Source organism: Calothrix sp. CBUCES-K 9914 (assembly GCF_059640475.1).
Window position 1 is genome coordinate 31,719 of the sequence record NZ_JBXXZH010000003.1, and the last position, 20,286, is coordinate 52,004.

General features: G+C 38.8%; 17 protein-coding genes. 11 read left to right on the plus strand and 6 right to left on the minus strand.

Features of this window, described 5'->3' with window-relative positions; genetic code table 11:
- Positions 1 to 137: 137 nt before the first annotated feature.
- Complete coding sequence (locus AC2JBO_RS01005) at positions 138 to 1,097, plus strand: MDR/zinc-dependent alcohol dehydrogenase-like family protein (RefSeq protein ID WP_496951751.1); 960 nt, start codon at positions 138 to 140, stop codon at positions 1,095 to 1,097.
- Between the two features lie 7 nt (positions 1,098 to 1,104).
- Here AC2JBO_RS01005 and AC2JBO_RS01010 read toward each other — a convergent pair whose 3' ends face one another.
- The 4 genes from AC2JBO_RS01010 to petP all read right to left on the minus strand — a co-directional run bounded on the left by AC2JBO_RS01010 (position 1,105) and on the right by petP (position 4,300).
- Positions 1,105 to 1,392: a hypothetical protein gene (locus AC2JBO_RS01010; protein ID WP_496951752.1), complete on the minus strand. Its 288-nt coding sequence runs from the start codon at positions 1,390 to 1,392 to the stop codon at positions 1,105 to 1,107.
- Between the two features lie 209 nt (positions 1,393 to 1,601).
- Entirely contained in the window at positions 1,602 to 2,603 is a 1,002-nt protein-coding gene (gene chlG, locus AC2JBO_RS01015; RefSeq protein WP_496951753.1) for a chlorophyll synthase ChlG, read from the minus strand.
- Between the two features lie 104 nt (positions 2,604 to 2,707).
- Positions 2,708 to 3,817: a Get3/ArsA fold putative tail anchor-mediating ATPase NosAFP gene (locus AC2JBO_RS01020; protein ID WP_496951754.1), complete on the minus strand. Its 1,110-nt coding sequence runs from the start codon at positions 3,815 to 3,817 to the stop codon at positions 2,708 to 2,710.
- A gap of 291 nt (positions 3,818 to 4,108) precedes the next feature.
- Positions 4,109 to 4,300, minus strand: a complete 192-nt coding sequence (gene petP, locus AC2JBO_RS01025) for a cytochrome b6f subunit PetP (RefSeq protein ID WP_496951755.1) — start codon at positions 4,298 to 4,300, stop codon at positions 4,109 to 4,111.
- A 142-nt stretch (positions 4,301 to 4,442) separates the two neighbouring features.
- Between petP and AC2JBO_RS01030 the strand changes: the two genes are divergently transcribed.
- The 10 genes from AC2JBO_RS01030 (at position 4,443) to AC2JBO_RS01075 (ending at position 16,189) form a co-directional block, all read left to right on the plus strand.
- On the plus strand, positions 4,443 to 5,288 hold the full coding sequence (locus AC2JBO_RS01030; protein WP_496951805.1) for an ABC transporter permease: 846 nt from the start codon (positions 4,443 to 4,445) through the stop codon (positions 5,286 to 5,288).
- Between the two features lie 99 nt (positions 5,289 to 5,387).
- Positions 5,388 to 6,689 carry an ABC transporter ATP-binding protein gene (locus AC2JBO_RS01035; RefSeq protein WP_496951756.1) on the plus strand — a complete coding sequence of 434 codons (1,302 nt, stop codon included), beginning with the start codon at positions 5,388 to 5,390 and terminating at the stop codon, positions 6,687 to 6,689.
- Positions 6,690 to 6,752: 63 nt separating this feature from the next.
- Entirely contained in the window at positions 6,753 to 7,811 is a 1,059-nt protein-coding gene (locus AC2JBO_RS01040; RefSeq protein ID WP_496951757.1) for a class I SAM-dependent methyltransferase, read from the plus strand.
- Complete coding sequence (locus AC2JBO_RS01045) at positions 7,775 to 9,313, plus strand: glycosyltransferase family 4 protein (RefSeq protein ID WP_496951758.1); 1,539 nt, start codon at positions 7,775 to 7,777, stop codon at positions 9,311 to 9,313. The genes AC2JBO_RS01040 and AC2JBO_RS01045 overlap by 37 nt, the downstream gene beginning before the upstream one ends.
- Positions 9,314 to 9,392: 79 nt before the next feature.
- On the plus strand, positions 9,393 to 10,367 hold the full coding sequence (locus AC2JBO_RS01050; RefSeq protein ID WP_496951759.1) for a CgeB family protein: 975 nt from the start codon (positions 9,393 to 9,395) through the stop codon (positions 10,365 to 10,367).
- Between the two features lie 82 nt (positions 10,368 to 10,449).
- Positions 10,450 to 11,418 (plus strand): glycosyltransferase family protein, encoded by a 969-nt coding sequence (locus AC2JBO_RS01055; protein ID WP_496951760.1) that lies wholly within the window; start codon positions 10,450 to 10,452, stop codon positions 11,416 to 11,418.
- 310 nt (positions 11,419 to 11,728) lie between these two features.
- Positions 11,729 to 14,329 carry a glycosyltransferase gene (locus tag AC2JBO_RS01060; protein ID WP_496951761.1) on the plus strand — a complete coding sequence of 867 codons (2,601 nt, stop codon included), beginning with the start codon at positions 11,729 to 11,731 and terminating at the stop codon, positions 14,327 to 14,329.
- A gap of 18 nt (positions 14,330 to 14,347) precedes the next feature.
- Positions 14,348 to 15,265, plus strand: coding sequence for a glycosyltransferase family 2 protein (locus AC2JBO_RS01065; protein WP_496951762.1), 918 nt, complete (start codon positions 14,348 to 14,350; stop codon positions 15,263 to 15,265).
- A gap of 67 nt (positions 15,266 to 15,332) precedes the next feature.
- The gene (locus tag AC2JBO_RS01070) at positions 15,333 to 15,725 is read left to right on the plus strand and encodes a hypothetical protein (RefSeq protein ID WP_496951763.1); all 393 of its coding nucleotides are present in this window, start codon (positions 15,333 to 15,335) and stop codon (positions 15,723 to 15,725) included.
- Positions 15,722 to 16,189 (plus strand): PIN domain-containing protein, encoded by a 468-nt coding sequence (locus tag AC2JBO_RS01075; protein WP_496951764.1) that lies wholly within the window; start codon positions 15,722 to 15,724, stop codon positions 16,187 to 16,189. The genes AC2JBO_RS01070 and AC2JBO_RS01075 overlap by 4 nt, the downstream gene beginning before the upstream one ends.
- A gap of 266 nt (positions 16,190 to 16,455) precedes the next feature.
- Here AC2JBO_RS01075 and AC2JBO_RS01080 read toward each other — a convergent pair whose 3' ends face one another.
- Positions 16,456 to 18,021, minus strand: coding sequence for a DEAD/DEAH box helicase (locus tag AC2JBO_RS01080; RefSeq protein ID WP_496951765.1), 1,566 nt, complete (start codon positions 18,019 to 18,021; stop codon positions 16,456 to 16,458).
- 114 nt (positions 18,022 to 18,135) lie between these two features.
- Positions 18,136 to 19,467 (minus strand): 30S ribosomal protein S12 methylthiotransferase RimO, encoded by a 1,332-nt coding sequence (gene rimO, locus AC2JBO_RS01085; protein WP_496951766.1) that lies wholly within the window; start codon positions 19,465 to 19,467, stop codon positions 18,136 to 18,138.
- Positions 19,468 to 20,286: the final 819 nt, after the last annotated feature.

Here is a 20,286-nt window from a genome sequence, read left to right on the forward strand (position 1 = left end):
GTAGCACCATCTAAAATTAGCATATCCGTAAATGCGCGCGATTTGCTACCGTAGGGTAGGCATCTTGCCTGCCCTACTAGCCTTAGCAATATTAATAAGGACAGGCGGGACGCCTATCCTACGTATATTATTTACTTATGAAAGGACTTTGGCTCGAAAATCAACAGCTTGAACTTCGTACTGATATATCAGTTCCTGAACCTTCTTCAGGAGAAGCTTTGGTGAGGGTATGTAAAGCGGGTATATGTAACACTGACATTGAACTGACGCGCGGTTATTATCCCTACACTGGTATTTTAGGGCACGAATTTGTTGGTGTGGTTGAAAGTGGAGCAGATGATTTAGTTGGTAAACGGGTTGTTGGAGAAATTAATGCAGCTTGTGGAAAATGCCGTTATTGTCTCAAAGGAATTCCTACTCACTGTGAAAACCGCACGGTTTTAGGTATTGTGAACCGTAACGGCGCCTTTGCTGATTATTTATCTTTACCCGTAACAAACTTACACATAGTTCCCGATAATGTTCCTACTGATGTGGCAACATTCACTGAACCTGTAGCAGCAGCACTAGAAATTCAGCAACAAATATCTATTTCTTCTCAAGACCAAGTACTCGTTGTTGGAGATGGTAAATTAGGACAGTTAGTAGCACAAACACTCGCGCTAACTGGTTGTGATTTATTGGCTATTGGGCGTCATACTGAAAAACTTGCAAATTTAGAAGCTCAATGTATCAAAGTTGGCTATACTGATGCCGTAAAAACACGTAGCTTTGATATTGCCGTTGAATGTACAGGTAATGCTGCTGGCTTCGATATTGCACGTCGCGCTTTACGTCCACGCGGCACATTAGTATTAAAAAGCACCTACGCCGGAAATCTTAGCTTAGATGCTTCTGCTTTGGTTGTTGATGAAATAACTCTAATTGGTTCACGTTGTGGTCCATTCGCACCTGCACTTCAATTACTAGCTACAGGCAAAATAAACGTAAAACCCCTAATTCATTCAATATTTCCTCTGAATGAAGGAATTACCGCGTTTGAACAAGCAAAAACGCGCGGTGTAATGAAGGTTTTACTCGAAATGAGCGAATCTTAGTAGTATATTAGTAATACATCGGATTTGTCTTTGCCTGATAATCTATACAGTTAACTGCTTGTTCGGTGTTTGCTTTTGACGGGTGAATAGTACATTTGAGTCGATAGTCGGAAGTAAAGTATTGGCAACCCGAACAGGGAATTTGATGCATTTGCTTTGCTGTCGATACACTATCGCGCGCAGTTGCCCATAAACTCCAAATCACTAGAACAATTAACCCCCAGGCGCCTACAAAACAAATGGGGGCAAGTAAAGGCTGAATTCCGCTAATTATCTTCAATAATATTTGTAACACAGTAATATCTTAAGTTAGTAACTTTAAATACAAGAACAGAGCATAAATACTATCTAAACTGGATTATATATTTTTAGCTTACCGCTAAAGAGAGATTGTTATAATTTGAAATTTATTGATAAAAATCTATACATAATGTGGAGACGCGTTCACGGAGTGTCCCGCAGGGAATATATCGCGTCTCCACAACATATCGCGTCTCGTAAAAATTACAACCCTGCGTGCCCAATTGCAATACCAGTTACTAACATCCCCAAAACGAGGAACGGTTGTGCTGATGCTTGATATTTAACATCGTTGTTTAATGGGTCACGTAGAAAGTACATGTCTTGGAATGTAATTTGCGGAATCACGAGTAATAATAAAATAGCTGCGTATAATTGCTGATGAATAGAGATAAGGTAAACAGCAATTCCAGCTTGAAATATATCAATCATTAACACGCAAATCCAAGCGGCAGTTTGAACACCAAACATCACAGGGAGTGATTTTAGTCCAAGTTGTGTATCTCCTTCCACACTCTTAAAGTCATTAACGATGGCAATACCCAAGCCCGCTAAACTATAAAACATTGTCAAAACTATTATTTGCCAGTGCAGTTCGCCAAATAATGCATGACCAGTACACCAAGGAAAAGTTATGTAACTGGCGCCAAGTGCGTAACTACCAAGCCAGCCATTTTGTTTTAATTTTAAAGGTGGCGCCGAGTATATATATGAAATAATGGCGCCGATAACAGCAATAGTAGTGATAGTGGGATAACTGTTACCCGCCCATTTATCGAGAGCAAACGCTAATACCAAACCTGCTATTAATAATACCCAAATTTGCGTCAATACCTGGGGTATAGAAATTGCTCCAGAGGGTATGGGACGATAGGGTTCGTTGATTGCGTCTATTTCTCGGTCGTAATAATCATTTGTAATTTGACAATATCCTGCCATCAGTGGTCCCGATAGCAACATACAAGTCAATGACTTCAGAACATTTTCCAGTGTCCATGTATATTCACCACTCGAAGCGGCACCGCATACGACACCCCATATTAAGGGTATCCACGTAATTGGCTTCATTAATTGCAGGCGAATTTTCCATATCGAACTTTCACCAGGCGCCGCACCTTTCATACCAAGTAATTGTCTGGTCTTCGCACTGCGGTCAACTGCTGGTTTGACTTCCTCAGTAGATGGAGTAATCGGTGTTTCTGACATAAGCTTTTTTTTTGGAAAGGTAGGGTGCGTGACGCTACCAACAATTTTAAAACGAAGCAGCTATCTAGTAGCGTCACGCACCTTACTAGTTAGAAGCAACTTTATCAAAACGAGACTATCAAATAACCATTCTGAAACTTGGCGCCAGCTACAGGTTTTCCACTCAACGGAGGAGGTAAAACTATATTCCGGCGTTGGTCTCCTGCTTCTACGGTTACTTCTGGACCGTATTGAGTTAGTTTAACTTGCTTTTTGTCAAATCCTGGCAAGAACAAACGTACTTGACTGGAATTTATATCTATCTCAATAGGTCGAGGCGCCATTTTTGCTTGGGCTGCAAAGTCGGGTAATTTATCTACCATCGCTTCATACTGCCCTTGGTTAGCATCGTCTACTGCGGTTACATTTAAAGGCGCAAATTGTTCGCTTAGTTGTGAGTTAATTGGATTTGAAGTGGCGCCTGTGAATATAACACCTCCTACCGTTAGCCCTACTAGCTGGGCACTACCCCATAAATAGCGAGCAGACGCAATTTCAACAGGGTCATCGTTTGTCACCAAGAAAGCAGCTATCCGCTTAGGGTCAGCAAGTGCAGCTTTACCCTTGTCAAGCAAATTATTTGCCATATTAGTAGGCTCAGAAAAATTGTCTGATGTCCAGTTAATGTTAAAAAATGTACTAATCAGAGGTTGAACTAAAGGTGACTCAGAAATGGTTCGACCTAAATCAGAGTTAATAAACAACTGTCTAAACCGTCGCACGTACCAACTTAGTGATTCAGGTAAACCTAGTAAACGTAAGGTTGTAGAGTCACCTGCACCATCATAAACAATGGTATCAAATTTACCACTTTCATCATACTGCCGAATCGCGTTAAGAGCCAAAGCTGCATCCATTCCTGGTAAAACGGCGAGTTCTTGACCGTATACTTCTTTAAGAATGGGTGTTTTTAAATACTGTGCTTCGAGCTTTTTTACTTCATCCCAGTTTTTTTCGAGTAACGTGCTTGCATGAAATTGTACTGCTTGTAAATTAGGCGCCACTTCCACGGGTTCATTGGAAAGCGTTGTCCCCAAAAGACTTTGTATCGCTGGTTCGGAGTTACCAGCTAATAGTACCCGCTTACCATCGCGTGCGTATTTCATAGCAGCAGCGATTGCAATTTTAGTCCGCGCGGTACTGCCTTTACCTAAAAATGTTAGTATCAGCGCCATTTAAAAATATTCCTATACTCGTTAATTTAATGCAGCACTCATAACTTAGCACTCTTAATGCAGCAGTTTCACCTCCCCCAAAGTTGTAAACCTTGGAAGAAGTAAAATGCATTTCTCAGATAGTCGCTAGATAGTTAACTCAGCACTCAGCACTCTACACTCAGCACTCAGCACTCAGCACTCAGCACTCAGCACTCAGCACTCAGCACTCAGCACTCAGCACTCAGCACTCAGCACTCAGCACTCAGCACTCTCTACACTCAGCACTCAGCACTCAGCACTCAGCACTCTCTACACTGGTTTGATTTCATCCTCAAAGAACCAGGTAGAATAATTGTCATCAAACAGTACCACAACACCGACACCGCTAGAATCGGTTATCTTATAACCTTGGACTATGCCGGTTTGTCCTAATTTTTTAACAGTTGCAGCACTAACGCGGTCGCGTAAGCGATATACTTTAACTCTTTGTCCGATTTCCATGCCAACTATAAACTATGCAGTAAACCAAGACTCAGTTTATCCGAATCTGCCACAATAAAGGAACTAATCGGAACCTGAGAGTATAACTCAGATTCATTCCTTAAAATATTATGTGTGTGTGAGGCATAGGAATTATATGGAAGTGCAAGGTATTAGCCGTAAGCTAAGAAAGTTAAAGCGTTTGCTCCCTGTCAACGAAAAGTTCTTAGCAAAATATGATTTGCTGCGAACGCTGGTGAGACGTGACTTGGAAGCACGTTACAAAGGTTCGGTACTGGGAAATTTTTGGCCGTTGTTAAATCAACTCTCGCAGCTATTAATTTATACTTACGTTTTCTCGTTTGTACTTAAAGTCAAGCTTACTCTCAAAGCTCTGCCTGACAATAATTTTACTTTTGGATTATGGCTATTTGCGGGGTTGTTACCTTGGATTGCCTTTTCAGGTGGTTTGATGCAGTCGGCAAGCTCTGTAGTAGTACAGCCTAATTTAGTCAAAAAAGTCGTTTTCCCGCTGTCTTTACTGCCTTTAGTGCCAATATTATCATCTTTTATTGAAAGTTCTTTTGGCTTAACACTGCTAATTATTTTTGTCGCTTTTACTTCTCACACATTACATACGACTTTAGCATTATTGCCTCTGGTCTGGTTCACACAGTTGCTTTTAACTGCGGGAATGGGTTATTTAGCAGCTGGTTTAACAGTATTTTTACGAGACATTCCACAAACTTTGGGTGTTGTTTTAAACATTTGGATGTACGCGACACCAATTATTTACCCTGCTACAGCGATTCCTGAAGAACTGCGAACTTGGATATTTTGGTTGAACCCAATGACTGCAGTAGTCGAATTTTACCGCGATATCGTTTTAAATGGCGAAGTCAAACACTGGGGTGAGTTTGGAGTCGCGACTGCAACCTCACTGGTATTATTTGTTTGCGGATTGTGGGTTTATCGGCGCCTACGTCCTGCCTTTGCGGATGTGTTGTAATTCTGTAGAAAAAGGAAAAAGAGAAACAGGACAGTGATGTCCTTTTCTTTTTACTGCTTAATTTCAATAATCGTTATATAGTCATCAAGGTGTTAAATAATGAGTGAGGAAATCGCAATTTCACTCAAAAATGTATCCAAGTGTTATAAGCGTTACGCGCGTCCAATGGATCGACTCAAGGAGTTATTGTTGCCAAACTCTAGTAAAGGCAATGAGTTTTTAGCTTTACGCGATATTAGTTTGGATATTCCCAAGGGTCAGACGGTAGGAATTATAGGACGTAACGGTTCTGGTAAAAGCACAATGCTGCAAATTATCGCAGGAACTTTGACACCAACTACAGGAGAGGTAACAGTTAGAGGTCGTGTTTCAGCACTTTTAGAGTTGGGCAGTGGTTTTAACCCAGAATTTACTGGAAGACAAAACGTATTTTTTAACGGTAGGTTGCTGGGGTTGAGTCAGAATGAAATTGAGTCAAAGTTTGATGATATTGCTGGGTTTGCTGATATAGGTGATTTTATTTACCAACCTGTAAAAACTTACTCTAGCGGGATGTTTGTCCGTTTAGCTTTTGCAGTCGCAGTTAATGTTGACCCAGAGGTGCTTATTGTTGATGAAGCGCTTGCTGTCGGTGATATTGTCTTTCAACACCGTTGTATGCGAAGGATGCGCGCGCTTATGGACTCTGGTGTCACCACACTATTTGTATCCCATGACGCTGGCACCATCAAAACGTTATGTAACTCAGCAGTTATGATTCATGATGGACAAATATACACTACTGGGGCGCCGAACGAAGTCACGATTACGTATCTTAAATTACTCACAGATTTAGAGTTAGGTATATCAGCATCCGAGTCGAACGCAGCACAAGAACATCACGAAAGTAAAAGTAATAAGGATACAAGTATCGCGCGTAGAGGAAGTGGCAAAGCAAGAATCATAACAGTAAAAATGCTCAATCATTTGGGTGAAGACGCTGGTGATACTCCTGTTTTTGGTTTCAACGAAGAAGTCACGCTAGTTGTAGAGATAGAAGCGTATACAAAACTCCTTAGCTGTATTTTAGGATTTTATATTTGTGATAAAAACGGTAATGAAATCATCGGTACTAATACTTTTGAGGAAAATGCCAAAATCGACCAGCTAGAATTTAGACAACGAGTCGTTGTCAAATTTAAATTTAAATTGCCACTTAGACCCGCTTCTTATAGCTTGACGGTAGCTGGCGCCGAAAATAATCAAGCTTTGACTTTTGATTGGATTGACAACGCAATGGTGTTTCAAATTTTACCACCAAAAACAGGAAAACAAATTTACGCTTTAGTTGACCACCCAATAGATGTAAGTGTCAAAGAAAGCGTAGCGCAACCCAACAATTATAAAAAAATGTTTATTTAACAAACCGCAAAGCACGCAAAGTCGCAAAGAAAGAAGAAAATAATTACTATATTACATGATATTATGGAAAAAGATCAAGACTGGATTAAAGACTACCCTTCTTTTGATGGATTAACTGAAGAATCTCTTGAAGATAATAGTAGTTTAAAAAAAACATTATATTTTATTGGTAAGAATAAACGTGTAGTTGATTTTGGTTGTGCAACTGGTTATTTAGCTCAGTTACTCAAGTTAAATGATTGTATTGTTACAGGAGTAGATTATAATCAAGAAGCTTCTAAAATTGCCGAGCAGTATTGCCAAGAAGTGATAGTAGCTGATTTGGATTTTACTAGTGTTTCAGAAATATTTCCTAACCAAAAGTTTGATGTTGCTGTTTTTGGAGATGTTTTGGAGCATCTTCGTAACCCTTGGAAGGTTCTTGAAGATACGAAAAATATCTTAAATACAGGTGGATATGTAGTTGCTTCTATCCCTAATATTGCTCATGGAGCTATTCGTTTAGCTTTACTGCAAGGTAAATTTGAGTACACACAGTTTGGTATATTAGATAATACTCATTTAAGATTCTTTACAAAAAAAACTATAGAAGATTTATTTGAAGCAACAGGGTATTTTATTAAAGGAATAGACCGTACTAAACTAGAAGTTTTTACTTCAGTTCACCTTGTACCCTCGTTTAACCGTGATGAATTTCATCAGGAAATAATTACTCAGGTAGAGCAAGATGACGAAGCAGATACTTTACAGTTTGTCATCCAAGCATTTCCAACTACGATTGAAGATAAATATACTGCATTGAAAGCTGAGTATACTTGTCTAAATGACCGACACTCTCAGTTAGTTGGACAGACTACCCAACTAAAATTGCAGTTACAACAGATACAATCAGAGTTAACGGATACAAAATTAAAACTTCAGGAATTGCAACAAGCTCAAGTACAAGTTCAAGCTGAACAGTTTAAATATCAGCTACAAATAAACACTTTACAATCTCAAATTCAACAAAAGGAATCAAATTTACATGAGCTTGAGTATATGATTGTGGGAATGCAAAGCAGTAAGTTTTGGCAGCTTCGAGAACAATGGTTAAAGTTGAAAAATTATTTGCAACGCCAGTAATGAACTTATTATTTGTCATACATAATTGGGTTGGCTATACTCCGTATGGTGGAACAGAAATTCATGCATTATCTATTACTCAAGCATTCTCTCAAACAAATAATAACCAAGTTTATGTATTGTTTCCCGATGCAAGAATAGCAAGTGATTGTACTAATTATTTACTTTTGAATATCAAAGACAAAACTTTAAAACAAGTAAATTTAACTTACCATGTTAGTTCTGATTGTTACTCCCATCAAGAGTTTTCTATTTTATTTGAGTCTCTCATTATACAGCACAAAATTGATGTTGTTCATTTCTTTCATCTACTTAGGTTTCCATTGAACTTGCCGTTAATAGCTCAAAAAGCTGGAGCAAAAACTGTTGTTTCTTTTTTCGACTACTATTTCATTTGCCGACAGTTTAATTTTTTAAAGAAGGACAATAGTTTTTGTGATTACCCGAATATTACTATCCCAACCTGTGATTTATGTTTAAAGCAAAATTTTAATTCTCCAGCAGGTACACAACTAACTCGAAGAAACTTCATATCACAAGTGCTTTATCATGTTGATGCTGTTCATTACTTATGTCAAGACCAATACCAGAGAATGAATTCAGCTTATCACCATTTACAGAATAAATCTAGCATGATAATGGGTCTAGGTATTATTGGCGCCCCCCTGAACGGTTACCTTAATTCTTACTTTTGCAAAGAAAATATATTAGATAAATTAAATAATTTTGTACTGCCATTAAAGGTTGCTTGTGTTGGAAATTTTGACACTAACAAAGGGGCAGAGTTAATTCTACAAGTCATTGATTATTATGAGTGTACGCAACAACAGATTCAATTTCATATTTATGGAGACGCGCGCGACCCTTACTCAAATATTGTGTCTGAAATGGCAAGTAAAAATTTAAACTTAGTTAAATTATACGGTCAATACACACCTCAAGATTTACCTGAACTCCTACAACATTGTCATGTGGCATTATTCGCCTCAATTTGGCCTGAAACTTTTGTACTAACTTTATCAGAAGTGTGGTCATGTGGCTTAATTCCGATAGCTCCCAGTATAGGAGCTTTTCGTGAGCGAATAGCTGATGGTGAAAATGGGTTTCTTTACAATTTCAAAGACTGTGGTTCCCTCATCACAGTATTAAACAGTTTCCTTAAAATGAGCGCACAAGACTTTGCGAATTTACTGCGAGGAGTTAGCGAAGTAGAATACCCCTCTTTAGAATCTAATATCAATCAATACTTATCACTATACGCGACACTGCAAACTCCCAGTAATCTCAACCCTATAGAACTACTATCGCGCGTCGTTACCGAACATCAAATTGAAGCACATTTAGAAGTACAGCAATTAGACGATAGCCAATCACCTGCCCAACTACCTGTCGCTCCAACGCCTAAGAAACATCTTGTATACAGAGCATGGCAATATTACAAACGAGAAGGATTACTTTCTAGCATCAAACGCTGCTCCAATTATACTTGGCAACGAACTTGATTCGTGTACTTTGGCGCCTCTAATAAATTCTTGTTTCTAATAAATAAACTATCCGTTACATCCGTTATAATCCGTTGCTATGAGTAAACCACATACAGTCCACTGCATTTGGATGCTTCCAGAACACCTAGATAGTAATCAGCATATCCGTGAAATGTTAATTTCGGAAGCTATACACTGTGATAGTGTAATCAAATTTTTTCAAAGCGAATCTTATTTACAAGAAGCTAACAAAACACAACAACCAGAACTAATTATCTTATTCGGGTCATTCTACAAACTTAATATTGATATATATAACTTAGTTACACAAGCGCGCGCTCACTTAGGTACACGTATAGCTGCTTGGGTTACAGAAGACCCTTACGAGTTTGACTGCAATTACTTTTTACCCAAACTAGTTGACTTTGTATTCAGCAATGACAAAAACTCATGTAAATATTATCATTCTCAAAACGTTTATCATTTACCTCTAGCTGCTTCATCTTGTGATATATATTGTGATATATTAGAACCAACAAACCAACCCGAATGGGACTTTGTTTTTTGTGGTGTAGGGTTTCCCAATCGTATTGATATTATCGAAGGTTTGCAAGATATCCTCAAAAATTACTCAACATTAATTATTGGGTCAAACTGGTCAACACAGATAGCCGAGAACTTTTTTATACGTCCTTACGTTAGTTATAACGAACTCTTATCTATATATAGAAACAGCAAAATAGTCTTAAACTTATCGCGTAACTTCAACATCGAAAACAAAATATATGAAATAGTACCATCAACATTGGCACCGAGAACATTTGAAGTAGCGGCAATGGGAATATTTCAACTAGTCTACTTCGACCGACCGGAACTGTACGAATATTTTACCCAACAAGAAATAATCAGCTTCAACAGCAAACAAGAATTTGCACATCTAGCAGATAAATACATCAATAACTCTCAACTACGTCACAACATAGCCAACAAAGCCAAGCAAAGAGTACATAGAGAACACTTATACAGACATAGACTACAAACACTAATTCAACAAGTCTTCAACAACCTTTAACTCTTCTCTTCTCTTCTCTTTTCTTCTCTTCTTTTCTCTTCTCTTTGCGTCCTTCGCGTCCTTTGCGGTTCAAATTAAAAAAATGATGACTCGTATATTAATATACAACTCCAAAACAACCAACAACAACTTCCATCTCATCCACTCCCTCTGGCAAGCCTTCAAAGAAATACCCTTACAAGCACAAATATCTCCACCTCAAACACTACAGTTATTCATCAAAAACTTTCAACCAGAACTAATTATATGCTTCGGAGGAGAAGAAATATCATTAGACTTAATCAGGCAATTAAAATCCAATCACATCAAATGGGTACTATGGACAACTGAGGATCCATTTGAAATAAATCGTAACAAATCAATATCAAATTACTTTAATATAATCTTCACATCAGATAAAGCCAGTCAACATATATACAACCATCCGCATTGTTACTACCTTCCTCTTGCAGCATCAAAAGATTGGTTTTACCATCCAGTTATTAATTCCTCAAATCTACTATACGATTTAGTCTTCATTGGCACAGCTTGGCCTAACCGTACCAACTTTCTCAAAGAACTAATTAGCTTACTCCAACAAAACCACCTTACAAGTAGATTTATACTACCAACAAACCCTCATATACCAGACACACTATCAGGTATAGACATTATCAAATTTGAGCGTGACTTTCGACTGGCGCCCACCGATTTAGCGAAGCTGCAAAACCACTCGCTATTCGCGCTAACACTGTTTAGAGACTTTTCGGGTGACGGTAATATTAAACCACAAAGTTCTCCAACCAACAGATTTTATGAAACAGCCTTAGCTGGAACAGGTCAAATCATTGTATCAAATGACATCAACATAGGCGAATTTTACCCAGAGATAAAAGACTATATCTTTCAATTACAAGACGCACGCGAAGTAATAGATACAATTATTCAAGCCAAACAAAACTCAGAAATTAGAAATCGTGCGGCATTGACGGTACAAAAATTTGTTACAGAGAATCACTCGTATTTACATCGAGCTAAAGAGCTATTAAACATAGTTGATAACTTTGAGTAAGTCGGGTACATGAATAACGATGGTATAAAAATAAAATTTTAAATTTCAAGTATTGAGTGTCCTGATACAAATATTTTTTCATGAATAAATAGTCAAACAGAAAATAAGTTTCATATTATTTTGATCCCCCTAACCCCCCTTAATAAGGGGGGAACCGGAGTTAAAGTCCTGCTTAAAAATGACAAAAATAACTCTTAGCCCCTTATTAAGAGTATAAAACAACTCTTAGCCTCCCTTATTAAGGGGGGTTGGGGGGATCAACAAAAACTATTGAAACAAATATAACTGAAAAATATAGGAATCAAGAGCAATGGTTAGTGAATTTGAGGCAGAGCAAACACGAACTCAATTACGCACAACCCAGTTAGAATTAGAACACATAAAATCACAGTTACAAACAACACAAGCAGAGTTAGCGCAATCACAAGGAACAGTTGCTTGGATGCAGACGAGCAAGTTTTGGAAAGCTCGTCATCAAATTATAGAATTTAAAAACAAGTTTAAACAAAAGTTACACACTCTATTACCAAAGAAGCATTTTATACAAACTTCATCAATTTCATCTTCAAATCCTAACTTTCATGATATCAACTTACCTCGCTACATTCCTGAAAAACCTACAGTCTTACTGATAGTCGAAGAAACATTACCACAGTGTTTTCGCTATCGTGTACAGCAAAAGTTAGAACAGTTACAAGCACTGAATTATCAAGTTAGTTGGATATCTTGGCGCCATTACAAACAAGCACAAGCGCAATTACATTTTTGTCACATTGTTATATTTTATCGAGTGCCAGCGTTTCGAGAAGTTATAGAAACAATTAAATACGCAAAATCACTTAAGAAAATTGTATTTTTTGATATTGATGACTTGATATTTAATCATGAGGCTTATCCTGAACCATACGAAAACTTGGTAGGACAAGTTTCAGTTGATGAATACGAGGGTTTGGTGCGCGGAGTAAAGCTTTATCGCGAAGCTTTGACGCTATGTGATTATGCTATCGCTTCGACTCCTTCACTCGCTTCCGAAATGGAACGTGTAATAGGTAATGGCAACCTTTGGTGTCACCGCAATGGAATTGATAGCACGCTGTTGCAATTCATGTACACACAGTCACCGAAAATTGCGCGCGATTATATATCGATTTTTTACGGTAGTGGCACAAAAACCCACGATGCTGATTTTTTAATTGCGGCGCCTGCAATTGCTCAAATTCTCGAAAAATATCCAAACGTTCGGTTAACTATCGTTGGATATTTAACACTTCCAGATTTACTGGCGCCTTACACAGACCGAATCGATAGAATTGGGTTGCTAAGTAATTTAGAAGTATATTGGGAATTTTTGTCTCAAGCTGACATTAATATTGCGCCCCTCAAACGAAACCTATTTAACGACTGTAAGAGCGAAATCAAATGGTTGGAAGCGGCAGTTTTAGGAGTTCCCTCGGTAGTTAGCGACACAAAAATGTATACAGAGGTCTTACGAGACGAAGAAGATGTATTAATTGCCAGTACACAGGAAGATTGGTTAAAGAAGCTTGACAGAATAGTTGGAGATGCTGAGTACCGTCAGAATATTGCGCTTCAAGCTAAACAAAAAGCCTTATGCGAATACAGTCCGCAGGTAATGGCAGAAAATTTTAGAGATATTTTAAACTCAGCAACTCAAAAAGCAGTATTACAAGGACGCGCGATACTCAACAAACCAAAGCCAAAATTATTATTCGTCAATGTTTTATATCCACCTCAAGCACTAGGGGGAGCAACTGGTATAGTCAAAAATACTGTTGATACCCTCAAAGAAAAGTTTGATGACCGTTATGATATTGCTGTTTTTACTTACGACTTGCACAACCCCAACGGTTATGAACTATGTGAATACCTTCAAGATAATGTTCATGTAACCCGTCTAAGCTTACCTCCATTTCCTGATATTGACTGGCGTTATCAAGACCAAAGGGTATATGAAATCTTTTGTCAATATCTAAAATTGACAGAACCTGATTTAATTCACTTTCATTGTGTACAGCGACTAACTGCATCGGTTCTCGAAGCTGCCGCTGATTTAAATATGAGTTTCATCGTTACTGTTCATGATGCGTGGTGGATATGCGACCATCAATTTATGCTCGACCGTGATGGAGTCGAAAGAAATTTTCACCAAAATGACCCCTTAGTAGTCGCGCGCTACGCCGATGATTTAAATAAGTCGCTCGCTAGGCGCCGTTATTTAGCAAAACAGCTTAATGGCGCCAAACTTATCCTCGCTGTTTCAGAGTTTCAAGCTTCCCTGTATCGTCTCAACGGTTTTACCCACACTCAAGTAAATCGTAACGGCATCAAATTATTACCAGTTCTACCGCGAACTTCATCAAAACGAATTCGCTTGGGTTATGCGGGTGGAATTTGTGTTCATAAAGGATATTACTTTCTCAAACAAGCTATCACAGCAGCTAATCTCCACAACACAGAAGTGATAGTAATTGACTTGTTCGCATCAGATACTGTAAGACACGAAACTTGGGGCAGTACTTCAGTTCAATTTATACCAAAGCTACCACCAGAAAAAATGTCAGACTTTTATAGTCAAATTGATGTTTTAGTGGCGCCGTCACTGTGGTCAGAAAGCTTTGGTTTAATAACGCGCGAAGCTTCGGCCGCAGGAGTATGGGTAGTTGCTTCCAATAAAGGTGGACTTGCAGAAGATATTTTTCCAGGCGCCACAGGAGATGTATTTTCCCATGACGATATCAACGAGTTAATAGTCATTTTGAAAAGAATAGAACAAAAACCAGAGAAATATCAACAGCAACTTACATCTAATACTCAACACATACGAAGAATTGAAGAACAAGTCAACGAGCTAGAAATAATCTACGAATCTATTGTTTTCAATCAATTTTAACCATTTCATAATTAAAACGTGAAACAATTAAAAATTTTAGCTTATATTACAGCTTATGAAGATAGCAAAGCTGTAAATAATTGCGTGCAAGCTCTTAAAAATCAAACGTTTCCAATCGATAAAATATTTATTATCGATAACTCTCACGTTGATACAGTCTCACTTCCCGAATCAAATCATATAATTATAGAGCGTCATCCAGAAAATATAGGCATCGGCGCCGGCTTAAATAAAGCACTCAATTTAGCACTTGTACAAAAGTATGATTTTTTATGGACTTTTGACCAAGACAGTGTACCGACACCAAATTGCTTAGAAAGACTAATAGAAGTATATCAACGATTATCTACACAACATCAAATTGGCATTATTGCCCCAACTCCAATTGATATTAAAACTAATACTATTGTTGAAGGTGCCGTATTTGCACAGCATTCCTTTATTGGATGTAAACACACAAATCAAATAGACTTTTATGAATGTGATGCTCCCATTACCTCTGGTTCACTAATTTCTATCGACAAAGCCAAAACTATTCATCCTCCGCGCGCTGACTTATTTATTGATGGAATAGACCTTGATTTTGGACTGAGATTAAAACAAAAAGGGTATTCTAACTTAATTATTACCCAAGCTATTATGCAGCATAACTTTGGTGAACCTCATGTAGTTTATTTTCTACATAAAGAACTTTATATACATAAATATTCTGGATTACGACATTATTATATATGTCGCAATCACACCTATTTAGAAATGAGATACGCAAAAGGATGGTGTCGTTTATTTAGCTTGAAACATCGCATCAAATATTTAATTTATACCATTGCAAAGATTTTTTTATTCGATAACAGTAAGAAACCGATTAAAATTTGGGCTTGTTTGATTGGAACGTACCACGGTATAATCGGTCAGCTAGGGAAAATATGGATTTAAGTGCCTCGGAGCGCGCGTTACAATGTGTAAACGTAACGTTTACATTTGCATTCAAGGAAATTTATGTATGAATACGACTGTAGAACTACCTAGTGGTAAAATAATTAATCTCGCGCGCTTTATTGCTCTTATTCCAACAGAGAACACACAAGACGACAGTTACGACCTAATTTTGGAGGGATACCCCACCCCTATTCATGTCGATCATAAAGAGGCCGATATTATTAGGCAATTTTTAAATTTAGGTAATACATCCTATGCTAACGAGAAACCAGCTTGGAGTATGGAGGAACAGTTAAGACGAAACGTTCCTAAAATGGTAGCTCTAGCAAAATATATCGAACGTAATAAAAATATGTCTGACGAAGAAGCAAAGCGTCAGCAAGAATTTTTTGAAAGCTTTAAGCAAACAGTAGATGCTGAACGACCTTCCGGACAAAAATTATACTCAGAATCATGATTGTTTTTCTTGACTCAGGTGTGCTAGGACAAATTGTAAATCCAAATCAAGTTGGTGGAATTAATGATTGCTTAGAGTGGCTTTATGATTTAATGGCTAAAGGCGTTGATGTTCGCTCTTCCGAATTATGTGATTATGAAGTAAGAAGAAGCTTGATTTTAGAAACTCGCAGTAAGCCTTATTCAAATAGCCTTTATAATTTAAATGCATTACAAGAATTTATCACTTTTTTATCTGTTACTTCTGAAGTACTTTTACAAGCTGCTGAAATTTGGGCATCCGCGCGCAGTCAAGGTATACCCACTGCTGACAACAAAAGCCTTGATGCGGATGTGATTATTTGTGCCCATTGGCAGATGTTAAAAGAAGAATTTCCTGGTCATTATGTAGTGATAGCGACAGGTAATGTTAAGCATTTGAGTCGTTTTGCAGAAGCTCAAAATTGGAGAGAAATTAAATTTTGACTCTCACGCAAGGCCAAGATTCCCGACTTCTTTAAGAAGTCGGGAATCTTATGCTATTTAAATTTTAATTAAAAAAATTATCTAAAGATTAGAGGCGCCACTTACTTAAGCGCGGGTTAAAAACGTGGTAGCAAGTGTATTGCGGGGTGCGAAATTTAAAATGGTTTTGGGAATACCAATAAACCAATTTTATTAACTTACTTGCTGCCCCGCTTTGAAAGTACCCACGGGTAACGGGCGCCTTTTTTAGAGCTATCTTGCTACAGCTATGTTGCTGATTCTTGAGCAGTACTTACAGAACCAAGTTTCTTGGCGCCTGCTGTCGATGACTCGCGAGTTCGTGTAGAAGAACCACCTTTCAATTTGGGTTTGACGGAACTATTACGTCCACCTTCACGCCCAGCTTCACCATCCCAGGAGCGACCGCGACGTTCACCCGAATATTCGCGACGTGATGAACCACCACCTCCACGAAGTTTCGGTTTGGGTGTTGGTGATAACATTTCTTCTTCTGGAATATCAACTTCGTTTTGTAACCAAGCTGGACGAGTTTGATCGTAAGCTAATTGCAACGCCGCTGCTGCTATTGCGTGAGCATCGTATTCTTCGCTCAACTCGCGGACAATTGGTAAAAATGAAGCCAATCTTTCGCCAGTTAGCGCAGAGCGCACTTGCTCTTGTAACTTTTGGATGTAGCGTGCTTCAATTTGCGCGCGTGTTGGAATTGGCAACACTTGCCAAGCTTGACGAACGTGCCGCTCAAATAACTGTTGCTTACGACGCTCGAATGGCTGTACTAATGTAATCGCAGTGCCTTCTTTACCAGCACGACCGGTACGACCAATTCGGTGTACATAAGTTTCAACACTATCTGGTAAATCAAAGTTGATTACGTGGGACAACTGGTCAACGTCTAAACCGCGCGCTGCAATATCAGTTGCTACTACCCAACGTACCTGACGATTACGGAATCTTCCCAATAAGCGCTCTCTGGCTTGTTGTGATAAATCACCGTGGTACTCATCCACGCTATGACCTGCGGATTGAAGTTGGTTTGTAAGTTCGGCAGCAGTACGACGAGTACGAACAAAGATTAGCGCTGACTCTGGGTCTTCCATTTCCAAAATCGGCTGTAATGCTTTTGCTTTACTCCAGTTACGAGGTACTACATACGCAACTTGGTTGATTTTGTTTGGCGCCGCTTTTGGCTGTTGTACTGTAACAGTAACAGGGTCATTCAAATACTTGTTGACAAGCTGGCGAATACTTGGAGGCATTGTTGCGGAGAATAATGCCGTTTGACGCTCGGTTGGAGCTTGGGAAAGAATTTTTTCCACATCATCGATAAAGCCCATGCTCAACATCTCATCGGCTTCATCTAATACAAACCAGCGTACAGAGTCGAGCTTTAAACAACCACGCTCTAGCAAGTCGATAACACGTCCTGGTGTACCAACTACTATATGTACTCCACGTCGCAGTTGCATTATTTGACGTTCAATCGACTGACCACCATAAATCGCAACAGTCCGTAAGCCAGAGTTGCCAATAAATGTTGAAACAGCGTCATGTACTTGAATTGCTAACTCACGAGTCGGCGCCAAAACTAAAGCTTGTACAGCACGATGATTAACGTCTAGTCTTTCTAATATTGGTAAGGAAAAAGCAGCAGTTTTACCAGTACCAGTTTGTGATTGACCAACAACATCACGTCCAGAAAGCAAATGTGGAATTGCTTGTGCCTGAATATTAGTAGGTTCTGCGAAACCAAGTGTTTCTAACTGTTGAACACGTTCTTCTGATAAACCTAATTCTTGAAACGAAGGATTCATTAATTCTCCTGACTCTTCTAATTCGGTAATGGGTATTAATAACGGCTAATAGAAAAAAGGGTAATTATTGTAATCATAAAATATCTACTAGCCATGACTACTAACTATAAGCTGCTAACTGATAGCTACTAGCTGTTTAACTTGACCATAAAGGTCATAGGCATCTGCACTGTTGATTGCAACAGGTACGATGCTTCCTAACTTGGCCTGTCCTTTAACGTACACAAGCCCATCGACTTCTGGGGCAAAACGACTACTTCGACCGATTAACTCACCTGAAGAGGGATTTTCCTGTTCAATTAAAACATCGACAACTTTACTTATTTGTTGTTGATTCTTTTTCTGAGAAATCGGCTGCTGGAGTGCCATTAAAGCATCCCGTCTTGCATCCATTATTTCTTGCGGTATTTGATTGGGCAAATTAATCGCTGGTGTACCATCTTCTGCTGAAAAAGTAAATACTCCAACGTGGTCAAACTCGTGACGCTGTACAAATTCCAACAAATGGTCAAAATGCGCGTCCGTTTCTCCCGGGAACCCAACAATAAATGTTGTCCGCAGTGTTGCATCTGGCAATGCTTCTTTAATGCGTGAAATTATCGCATCGTTTACCCGCCCCTGCCAAGGACGATTCATCGCACGAAGAACATCGGGGTGTGAGTGCTGCAAGGGCAAATCTAAATAAGGCAGAACATTTGGTGTCTCTTGAATTGCTGCAATTACATCGCTTGTTAATCCTGTCGGATAAGCGTAATGCATCCGAATCCACGGCACATCTACTTTACCTAACGCGCGTAGTAATTCAGCTAACTGCGGTTTGCCATAAATGTCCATACCGTAGTTTGTAGTAATTTGAGAAATCAAAATGATTTCCTTTACTCCTTGAGATGCCAATTGCTCGGCTTCAACAACAATAGATTCTATAGTACGCGAACGTTGATTTCCTCTTAGATGTGGAATTATACAAAATGCACACCGATAATCGCATCCCTCCGCTACTCGTAGGTAAGCTACTCCCTCCGTTGTCGTTCGATAACGTGGTGTCAACTCCGAAGCTATATAAGTTGGCTCATCGCTAACTTCTTTTACTCGCTCGCCACTTGATGCGCGCTCAATCACATCCACAATTTTGTGATAGTCACCTGTCCCTACTACTGCAACCGCTTCGGGCAACTCTTCCAATAATTGCTCTTGGAAATGTTGTGCCATACAGCCGGTAATGACTATTTTTTTGTTCGCTTCAGCCAGTTCGACTAAAGTCCGAACCGATTCAGCGCGCGCCGCTTCAATAAAACTACATGTATTAACAATAACGTAATCTGCTAACTCTTCGTTACTATCTATGCCGTAACCTGCTTCTACAAGCAGTCCCAGCATATGTTCCGTGTCAATTCTATTTTTTTCGCAGCCCAGATGAGAAATAGCAATCGTTGGCTTTTCACCCATATTTTAATATATTTTTCAGGTTTTTGTCACGTTTAACTCACTACAAATTATCAAACATTCAAGCATCATTCTCAAATCACTACCTTTGACATTTGATCAAAAAACATTCGGTCGGCTCAATTTCCTTACAAATGCTCCTCAATCAGGCGCGCTCCATTACGCACTATACAACTGCTCATAGTCTTGACGAGACATACTATGATATGCTTAATAACAGTGTCTCCAGAGAAAATACAAGATTCCTTTTTAGGGTAAATTGAACACTCTTTACAATTCTACAAAATTGTTAGCTGTAAGTATTGTACATTACCGCAACCGGGAAATGCGTTGTGAATTCACCCGTAGTAAAGTCCGCCCTCTGGATGACTAATGTGAATACGCGGTAAGAAAGCGTAAACATTTGTCTGTGGCGTATCCAAAAGAAGTCGCAACCCCTAGGTTAATATCGCAAGCGCATTGTTATGCTGCCGTGCGGTGTGTCAGCTTGCTGCTCAAATGAAAAGCGTAAAGCTGTGGGCTGCTGATAACCTAACTTTATTTATCACGTTGCCATTCTACAGGAAAGTGTACCTTATTGGTAGACTTTACCATATAGTACGAGTCAGAGTGCATTTTATTAAGCGGCAGTCTCCTCTTGTAGCCACTTTCTATCTTAACATAACTTATGAAAACTTTGATATTAAATTATTCCTTAAGGAGGAGGCAGAAAACCGAACCTTATAGCATGAATTTGAAAAAAATACGAAAATAATTACCTCATTCCTTACCCTTTCCCTTTTAGCATTGATTGTTTTTCAATAGAAGAGGCTGTGACTTTAG

What these genes read in the sequence shown, in the direction of transcription:
- AC2JBO_RS01005 (WP_496951751.1), top strand. Translation starts at nt 138, where the DNA reads ATGAAAGGACTTTGGCTCGAAAATCAACAGCTTGAACTTCGTACTGAT.
- chlG (WP_496951753.1), bottom strand. Translation starts at nt 2,603, where the DNA reads ATGTCAGAAACACCGATTACTCCATCTACTGAGGAAGTCAAACCAGCA.
- AC2JBO_RS01020 (WP_496951754.1), bottom strand. Translation starts at nt 3,817, where the DNA reads ATGGCGCTGATACTAACATTTTTAGGTAAAGGCAGTACCGCGCGGACT.
- petP (WP_496951755.1), bottom strand. Translation starts at nt 4,300, where the DNA reads ATGGAAATCGGACAAAGAGTTAAAGTATATCGCTTACGCGACCGCGTT.
- AC2JBO_RS01035 (WP_496951756.1), top strand. Translation starts at nt 5,388, where the DNA reads ATGAGTGAGGAAATCGCAATTTCACTCAAAAATGTATCCAAGTGTTAT.
- AC2JBO_RS01040 (WP_496951757.1), top strand. Translation starts at nt 6,753, where the DNA reads ATGGAAAAAGATCAAGACTGGATTAAAGACTACCCTTCTTTTGATGGA.
- AC2JBO_RS01045 (WP_496951758.1), top strand. Translation starts at nt 7,775, where the DNA reads ATGGTTAAAGTTGAAAAATTATTTGCAACGCCAGTAATGAACTTATTA.
- AC2JBO_RS01050 (WP_496951759.1), top strand. Translation starts at nt 9,393, where the DNA reads ATGAGTAAACCACATACAGTCCACTGCATTTGGATGCTTCCAGAACAC.
- AC2JBO_RS01055 (WP_496951760.1), top strand. Translation starts at nt 10,450, where the DNA reads ATGATGACTCGTATATTAATATACAACTCCAAAACAACCAACAACAAC.
- AC2JBO_RS01060 (WP_496951761.1), top strand. Translation starts at nt 11,729, where the DNA reads ATGGTTAGTGAATTTGAGGCAGAGCAAACACGAACTCAATTACGCACA.
- AC2JBO_RS01070 (WP_496951763.1), top strand. Translation starts at nt 15,333, where the DNA reads ATGAATACGACTGTAGAACTACCTAGTGGTAAAATAATTAATCTCGCG.
- AC2JBO_RS01075 (WP_496951764.1), top strand. Translation starts at nt 15,722, where the DNA reads ATGATTGTTTTTCTTGACTCAGGTGTGCTAGGACAAATTGTAAATCCA.
- AC2JBO_RS01080 (WP_496951765.1), bottom strand. Translation starts at nt 18,021, where the DNA reads ATGAATCCTTCGTTTCAAGAATTAGGTTTATCAGAAGAACGTGTTCAA.
- rimO (WP_496951766.1), bottom strand. Translation starts at nt 19,467, where the DNA reads ATGGGTGAAAAGCCAACGATTGCTATTTCTCATCTGGGCTGCGAAAAA.